Source organism: Candidatus Methylomirabilota bacterium (genome assembly GCA_036002485.1).
In the GTDB taxonomy this organism is placed as follows: Bacteria; Methylomirabilota; Methylomirabilia; order Rokubacteriales; family CSP1-6; genus AR37.
The window spans coordinates 24,360-31,543 of the sequence record DASYTI010000070.1; the positions used below are offsets into that span (position 1 = coordinate 24,360).

General features: G+C 69.1%; 6 protein-coding genes. All 6 read left to right on the forward strand.

Annotated features, from left to right (window positions below; all coding sequences use genetic code 11):
* Nucleotides 1-4 precede the first annotated feature (4 nt).
* The 6 genes from gcvPA (at nt 5) to VGT00_07765 (ending at nt 6,618) form a co-directional block, all read left to right on the forward strand.
* Nucleotides 5-1,348, forward strand: coding sequence for an aminomethyl-transferring glycine dehydrogenase subunit GcvPA (gcvPA, locus tag VGT00_07740; GenBank protein ID HEV8531291.1), 1,344 nt, complete (start codon nt 5-7; stop codon nt 1,346-1,348).
* A gap of 7 nt (nt 1,349-1,355) precedes the next feature.
* Complete coding sequence (gene gcvPB, locus VGT00_07745; GenBank protein ID HEV8531292.1) at nt 1,356-2,831, forward strand: aminomethyl-transferring glycine dehydrogenase subunit GcvPB; 1,476 nt, start codon at nt 1,356-1,358, stop codon at nt 2,829-2,831.
* A gap of 139 nt (nt 2,832-2,970) precedes the next feature.
* Nucleotides 2,971-3,807, forward strand: coding sequence for a biotin/lipoate A/B protein ligase family protein (locus VGT00_07750; GenBank protein ID HEV8531293.1), 837 nt, complete (start codon nt 2,971-2,973; stop codon nt 3,805-3,807).
* Nucleotides 3,807-4,268 (forward strand): NUDIX domain-containing protein, encoded by a 462-nt coding sequence (locus VGT00_07755; protein HEV8531294.1) that lies wholly within the window; start codon nt 3,807-3,809, stop codon nt 4,266-4,268. Before VGT00_07750 ends, VGT00_07755 begins: the two co-directional genes overlap by 1 nt.
* Complete coding sequence (locus VGT00_07760) at nt 4,268-5,770, forward strand: leucyl aminopeptidase (protein HEV8531295.1); 1,503 nt, start codon at nt 4,268-4,270, stop codon at nt 5,768-5,770. Before VGT00_07755 ends, VGT00_07760 begins: the two co-directional genes overlap by 1 nt.
* 2 nt (nt 5,771-5,772) lie before the next feature.
* Nucleotides 5,773-6,618: a PHP domain-containing protein gene (locus VGT00_07765; GenBank protein HEV8531296.1), complete on the forward strand. Its 846-nt coding sequence runs from the start codon at nt 5,773-5,775 to the stop codon at nt 6,616-6,618.
* Nucleotides 6,619-7,184: the final 566 nt, after the last annotated feature.

Sequence of the window (7,184 nt, forward strand, 5' to 3'; positions counted from 1 at the left end):
GTCCATGCGCTACATCTCGAACACGCCGGCCCAGCAGCGCGATATGCTGGCAACCATCGGCGTGGGCTCCATCGAAGACCTTCTCGCGCGCATTCCCGCCAAGGCCCGGCTCTCTCGTCCCCTCAATGTTCCGGCCGCCATGGCCGAGAGCGATCTCATCCGTCACCTGCGCCGGCTGTCCGCCAAGAACGCGAATGCCGACGATTTCGCCTGCTTCCTCGGCGGGGGCTCCTACGATCACACGATCCCGAGTCCGATAAACCACTTGATCTTACGTGGAGAGTTCTTCACGGCCTACACGCCGTATCAGCCCGAGGCGAGCCAGGGGACGCTGCGCTCCATCTTCGAGTACCAGACCATGATGGCCGAGCTCACGGGCATGGACGTGGCCAACGCCTCGCTCTATGACGGCGCCTCCTCGGTGGCCGAGGCCGTGCTGATGGCGCACGCCGTCACCGAGCGGAAGGCGGCCGTGATCTCGAAGGGCGTCAACCCGCTCTATCGCCAGGTCGTCGAGACGTATTGCGAGGGCCCTGCCATCCGGCTCAAGTCGGCGCCGCTCGCCGATGGGGTCACTGACCTCGAGGCGCTTCAAAAGGCCGTGGGCGCGCAGACGGCGGCCGTGGTCGTCCAGTACCCGAACTTCTTCGGCTGTCTGGAGGACGTCAAGACGGCGGGCGAGATCGCCCATGCCGCGGGCGCGCTCCTCATCATCGTCGCGGACCCGATCAATCTCGGGCTGCTCACGCCGCCCGGGGCCCTGGGCGCGGATCTCGTGGTGGGCGAAGGACAGGGGCTCGGCGTGCCCATGAGCTTCGGCGGGCCCAATCTCGGAGTCTTCGCGGCCAAGCAGGAGCTGGTGCGGCGCATGCCGGGTCGGCTCGTGGGCGCTACCGTCGACCTCGACGGCAAGCGGGGCTTCGTCCTGACCCTGCAGACGCGCGAGCAGCATATCCGGCGGGAGAAGGCGACCTCGAATATCTGCACCAATGTCGCCCTGTGCGCCCTCATGGCGACGATATACGTCTCCGTCATGGGCAAGGAAGGGCTGCGCAAGGTCGGGGAGCTCTCGACGGCCAAGGCGCACTATGCCGCGCAGGCCTTCGCGAAGATCCCCGGCGTCGAGCTCACCTTCAAGGCGCCCTTCTTCAAGGAGTTCGCGCTCACGCTGTCCAAGTCTCCCGAGCGCGTGGTCAAGCGACTGATCAAGGACAGGATCCTGGCCGGCGTGCCCCTCAAGACGCTGGACCGGGCGTACAAGGACTCCTTGCTCGTGGCCGTCACGGAGAAGCGCACGCGAGAGGAGATCGACGCCTATGCGGCCGCGCTCGCCGCGGCGGTGGCCTGAGGATCCCATGCATACCGCCAAGCCCGGCTACGACAAGCTGATCTTCGAGCTCTCCGCGCCCGGCCGCCACGCCCACTCGCTGCCCGAGTGCGACGTGCCCGTGAGCGATCCCGCCCAGCTCCTGCCCGCCCAGCATCTGCGCGCCACCTCGGCCGAGCTGCCCGAGGTCTCCGAGGTCGACGTGATCCGGCACTACTCGCGCCTGAGCCAGATGAACTACGGCGTCGACACGCACTTCTACCCGCTCGGCTCCTGCACCATGAAGTACAACCCGAAGATCAACGAGGACATGGCGAGGCTGCCCGGCTTCCTGCGCCTGCACCCCCTCACGCCTGAAGCCGCCTCGCAGGGGGCGCTGCAGCTCATGCACGAGCTGGCCCTGGATCTGGCCGAGGTCTCCGGGATGGACCATGTCTCGCTGCAGCCGGCCGCCGGGGCCCAGGGCGAGCTCGCGGGCGTCCTCATGATCCGCGCCTATCACCTCTCGCGCGGCGAGCGGCGGACCAAGGTGCTCATTCCGGACTCGGCCCACGGAACGAATCCCGCCTCGACGGCGCTCGCGGGCTTCTCGGTGGTCGAGCTCAAGAGCGAGGCGAATGGCGACGTGGATCTCCTCGATCTCGAGCGGCACCTCGGGCCCGACGTGGCCGCCTTCATGATCACCCAGCCCAATACCCTCGGCCTCTTCGAATCGAAGATCCACCAGATCACCGAGATGTGCCATGCCCAGGGCGTGCAGGTGTACATGGACGGCGCCAACTTCAATGCCATCCTCGGCATCACGCGGCCGGGCGATCTCGGCTTCGACGTGTGCCACTTCAACCTGCACAAGACCTTCACGACGCCGCACGGCGGCGGCGGCCCCGGCTCGGGGCCGGTGGGCATCAAGGACCACCTCGCGCCCTTTCTCCCCACGCCGGTCGTGGTCAAGGAGGGCGACGAGTACGCGCTGGACTGGAGCCGGCCGCAGTCCATCGGCAAGCTGCAGGCCTTCTGGGGCAATTTCGGCATGCACGTGCGGGCGTGGACGTACATTCGCACCATGGGTCCTGACGGCCTCCGGGCCGTATCCGACAATGCCGTGCTCAACGCCAACTACGTGCTCCGGCGTCTGGAGGACCACTACGACCGCTCGGCGTCCGGGCCCTGCATGCACGAGTGCGTGATCTCGGCTCGCCGGCAGAAGAAGCTGGGCATCACGGCCATGGACATCGCCAAGCGTCTCCTGGATCTGGGCTTCTACGCGCCGTCGACGTACTTCCCCCTCATCGTGGAAGAAGCGCTCATGATCGAGCCGACGGAGACGGAGTCGAAGGAGACGCTCGACGAGTTCTGCGACGCCCTGATCCAGATCGCGCGGGAGGCGCAGGAGAATCCCCAGATCATCCTCGATGCCCCGGTGACCACGCCCGTGAGAAGGCTCGATCAGACGGGGGCGGCGCGCCAGCCGCGGCTCAAGTGGACGCCGCCGGCGAAGAGGTGAACGGGCCCTTGCCCCTGATGATCTCAGCCCTCGCCTCACCGCGCTCCTCGCCGGCGGCTCGTCGGCCGCGTTTCAGCTCGAACTGCGTGACCCTCTCCCCAACGGGGAGAGGGAGAATGATTAGAAGGCCCTGCGGGCCGTGACCAACGTGACCATCACCTTTCGGCTGCTCGTGACCGAGCCGCTCGACGGCGCCGGCAACATGGCGCTCGACGAAGCGCTCCTCCTCTCGCGGCTGCGCCACGGCGGCCCGCCCACCCTGCGCTTCTTCGCGTGGGCGCCCCCCACCATCTCGCTCGGCTACGGCCAGCGCCTCGACGGCCGCATCGACGTGACGGAGGCGCGCGCCCTCGGCATCGGCCTCGTCCGGCGTCAGACGGGGGGCAGCGCCATCCTCCACGAGGGCCCGGACCTCGAGATCACCTATAGCGTGGCGGCCGCGGCGGGAGACTTCGAGGGCGCCGGCGATCTCCTCGAGACCTATCGCTGGATAGGCGCGGGACTCCAGGCGGGGCTCAAGGCACTGGGCGCTCCCGTCGAGATGGTACCCGTGCAGCCCTCGGATCCGGTCGCCATGCCGGCCTTCTGCTTTGCCCGCACCGGCTCTTTCGAGCTCGAGGTGGAGGGCAAGAAGCTCGTGGGCAGCGCGCAGCGGCGACAGGGTGCCGCTTTCCTCCAGCACGGGGCCATCATGCTGGGCGCGGAGCCCGCGCGTCTCCGCAGGGTCTTTCCCGGCGAGCGAGATCCGCTGGAAGGAATGACGACGCTCGAGGCGACGCTGGGGCGCCGCCCGTCCTTTGACGATGCAGTGGCGGCTCTGACCGCCGGGTTCCGTCAGGCACACGGCCTGGCCCTCGAGCCGGGGAGTCTCTCCGTCGGGGAGAGAGAGCTGGCGGAGTCGCTCGCGCGGGACAAGTACGGCACCCACGACTGGACATGGTCGGGCCGCGCCCCGCGCGCGCTGACCATCGTCTGATGGGGGCGCCCCGCGAGTTCCCCGACGCTCCGCGTGTCGCCGTGGGCGCGGTCGTGCTCGACGGGGAGCGCGTCCTCCTCGCGCGACGCGGCCAGCCGCCCTCCGCGGGCAAGTGGAGCATTCCCGGCGGTCTCGTCCATCTCGGTGAGCGCATCGAGGAGGCCGTCGTCCGCGAGGTCGAGGAGGAATCGGGACTGCGCATCCGCGTGCTCGGGCTCTGTGGCGTCATCGACCGCGTGCATCGCGAGGGCGAGCGCGTCCGCTACCACTACGTGATCGTGGACTATGTCGCGGAAGCCGTGGGCGGCGAGCTCCGCGCCGGCAGTGACGCCGCCGAGGTGCGCTGGGTGGCCGTCGACGACCTCGGCCGCTTCGAAACCACCGACAGGCTCGCGGACATGATCCATCGTGCCGTGCGCCTCGTCCGCGCCATGAGCTCCCAGCCAGGAGGATCTCTGTGATGAAGCTCTCCCTCGCGCCGAGCGGTCTCACCGAGACGCGTGCCGATGCGCTGATCCTGGGTCGACACGCGGACGAAGCGCGCCTGTCGCCCGCCTTAGCATCCGTGGACGAGGCCCTCGGCGGCCTGCTCACGCGGGTGATGGCGGCCGAGAAGTTCGAAGGCAAGCCGGGCCAGCTCACGCATGTGCACGCCGACGGCCGTCGCCTTCGCGCAGCGCGAGTGCTGGTGGCCGGCCTCGGCCCCAAGAAAGGCAGCGGGGCCGAGGTCGTGCGCCGCGCCGCCTCCGCCGCCGCCCGCCGCGCCCGCGATCTCGGGGCCAGGAGCGTGGCGGCCTATCTCGGCGCCGACGGCGTATCCGCGCGCGCGAGAGCCCAGGCCACCGTCGAAGGCGCCGTCCTCGGGACCTATCGCTTCGACCGCTACCTCAAGGAAAAGAGTCCGAAGCAGCTCGAGGCCCTGATCGTGGTGGAGCCCGAGGGGCGCCAGCGCACCGCGGCCGCGGAAGGGGTACGGGCCGGGGAGATCTGGGCCGCGGCCACCTGCCTCACCCGTGACCTCGTCAACGAGCCGGCCAACGTCGTGACGCCCTCCTATCTGGCGCGGCGTGCGCAGGAGATCGCGCGGGCCGGCCGCCTCGGGCTCAAGATCCTCGAGCGGGCGGACTGCGCCAAGCTGGGCATGGGCGCCTACATCGGCGTGGCCCAGGGGAGCGAGGAGCCGCCCAAGTTCATTCACCTGACCTATCGGCCCAGGGGACGGGCGCGCCGGCGTGTCGTGATCGTGGGCAAGGGCATCACCTTCGACTCGGGCGGGCTCGACCTCAAGCCGGCCGACGGCATGTACCGGATGAAGGACGACATGGCCGGCGCGGCCACGGTCCTGGGGCTCTTTTCGGCCCTGCCCAAGCTCCGCCTGCCCGTGGAAGTGCATGGCATCATCGCGGCCACCGAGAACATGCCGTCGGGGACAGCCCAGCGCCCGGGAGACGTGGTCCGCGCCATGAACGGGCTCACCATCGAGATCGGCAATACCGATGCCGAGGGACGGCTGACCCTCGCCGATGCCCTCGCCTACGCGGTCAAGGAGATCAAGCCGAGCGAGATGATCGATCTCGCCACCCTCACGGGGGCCATCGTGATCGCCCTCGGCCAGGGGGTGTCCGGCGTCTTCGCCAATGACGACGCCCTCGCCGGCCGTGTCCTGGGCGCGGCCGAGGCCGCGGGCGAGAAGATGTGGCGGATGCCCCTGCACGATGAGTACAAGGACGGCCTCAAAAGCGATATCGCGGATCTGAACAACATCTCCAGCCAGCGCGGCGGCGGCGCCATCGTGGCCGGTCTCTTCATGCGCGATTTCACCGACGGCAAGCCGTGGGCGCACCTCGACATCGCGGGCACGGCGTTCACCGAGCGCGAGCTGCCCCTCGGCCCCAAGGGCGGGACGGGCATCGGGGTGAGAACGCTCCTGGCCTATCTCTCCGCCATCGCCGGCCGGCGGTAACTATGCCGGGCGGCGTGGACCTCCACACCCACACGACCGCCTCGGACGGGACCTATGCCCCCCGCGACCTCGTGATCGAGGCGGTCAGCCGCGGTGTCCGTGTTCTCGCCATCACCGATCACGACTCGACGGAAGGGCTGCCCGAGGCTTTCGAGGAGGCCGAGCGCCGGCGGCCCCTGGAGATTGTCCCGGGCATCGAGATCAACTGCGATGTCGAGGGCGCGGAGATCCACGTCCTCGGCTACCTCATGGACTGGCGGGCGCCGTGGTTCCAGGAATTCTGCCGCGAGCAGCGGCGTGTGCGGCGCGAGCGCGTTCACGGGATGGCCGAGCGACTGGCCTCGCTGGGCATGCCCATAGACGCGGAGGACGTGTTCGCGCTGGTGCGCGAGGGCTCGGCGGGCCGCCCGCACGTGGCGCAGGTGATGGTGGCGCGCGGCTACGTCAGGACGGTGCGGGAGGCCTTCGACAAGTACCTCGGCGCCGGCAAGCCGGGGCATGTCCCGAGGAAAAAGCTCACGCCGGAGGACGCGGTCCGGCTCATCCGCCGGGCGAGCGGCGTGCCCGTCTTCGCCCATCCCGGGCTCGCGAGCCGTGACGAGCTGATTCCGGGCCTGGTCGCGGCCGGCCTCATGGGCATCGAGTGCTACTACACGGAGCACTCCGCCCAGCAGCGCGCGACGTATCTGCAGATCTGCAAGGAGCGGGACCTCGTGGCCACGGGCGGGTCCGACTTCCACGGCCCCCAGGTCCGCGCGGCGACGCTGGGCTCGCCGACGGTGCCCATGGCCGCCGTCGATGCGCTTCGCGCCAAGGCCGCCCTCGCGCGCGCCTCTCTCGCCTCCTAGCTCTTCGCTCGCGCCACCTGTCGATCGCCTTTCCCTTCTTGCCCTTCGCCTTCAGCCCGCAGCGCCTGGCCGTCAGGTTCAGCCGATCGGTGATTGCTCACCACGTGCGCGGACGCTATAGTCGCCTCGTCCAGAACGGTCTCGCAGCCATAAATTTTATGGCCGACTGAATGGGCTGCGGGACCCCGCCGCTTATCCCCTGGGTGCGGCGGGGATCGCCAACAAGGTAAACGACTGAATTGAAAAGGAAAGCGTGGAGCCATGGGCGCAATGACGGCGGGGATATGCTGCCGACCGTCGCCGTGTTTGCTCTGCTACGCAACGGGATACGCAGGTCTGTCTAATTCTAGTTCGCCGCACAGATCGGCGCGTCAGGTAGCCGCCGGCGAGTGCCGACGTTGCCGGAGCGGTAAGGAGACACTTATCAGCGCAGCGAGCAGGCCCCTCGTACGGCGGCCAGGTGCAGTGGAGCCGCTCGGCGTTTCTGGCGGATCGTCTCGCCGTAAGTGGACTCGTTCCTTCGTTCTCGCGCTGGCTCTCCTTACCGCGCCGCCGGCCGTGGACGC